Source organism: Vibrio sp. D173a (assembly GCF_030248475.1).
Map to the genome: position 1 here is coordinate 1 of NZ_JAHGAH010001646.1, position 789 is coordinate 789.

1 protein-coding gene is annotated in these 789 nt (G+C 44.2%); it reads right to left on the minus strand.

Annotated elements, in window-relative coordinates:
* The coding region (locus KIV40_RS35320; protein WP_285354139.1) for an EamA family transporter at positions 1-789 on the minus strand (789 nt) is incomplete at both ends.

The following is a 789-nucleotide window of genomic DNA, read 5'->3' on the forward strand; positions in this document are numbered from 1 at the left end:
AACTTGCGCGGTACTTAGCATTTCATCGTACATGTAGTACCCAGATATCAAAGCAAAAACAGGTACCAAGAGAGTCATCGGTGCGGTCGTACTCAATGGGTATCGAATTAACAATCGATTCCAGATCCAGTAGCCAAACAACGTTGTTGGATAAGCTTGGAACAGAACAGCAATCGTCGTATTCATATCCCATACTTCAAATGCTTCCGTCACGATGTTTGGTCCGTAAATACTCACCGCAAACATAACCAATGGAATGGGCGCGAATAACATTCCCCATACATTGAACGCAAAGGCTTGAGTGGTTTTAGACGCTTTACCGATCATCCCCATAATGGTCCAGCAAGTCGCGGCTATCATGATGAAGATTCCGCCTTGTAACGTCACATTACCGTTGGTTGCTGAAACAAGGACCATCAGTGCAATGAGTGCTGTTACCGCACCAATAACTTTCCTTTTTGATGCAGTTTCTTTATTAATGAATACTCCTACAGCCATGCTGATGAGCGCATTTGACGATAGCAAAACCGATGACATACCAGATGATAAGCCTGCTGTAATCGACCACGACGCCATGCCCCAGATACCAACACCAAAAACTAACCCGTAACTAAACAGAAAACGCCATGCAACGTTTGGGCTCCGAATGAAAAAAATCGCAGGAATCACCGCCAACGTAAATCGCGCAGCCGTCGCTAATAGAGGGTGAACCTCCGTGATACCCATTTTGATCATCGAAAAGTTAAAGCCCCAAATTGCCATAACAAAGATTGCCAAAAATAAATCGTT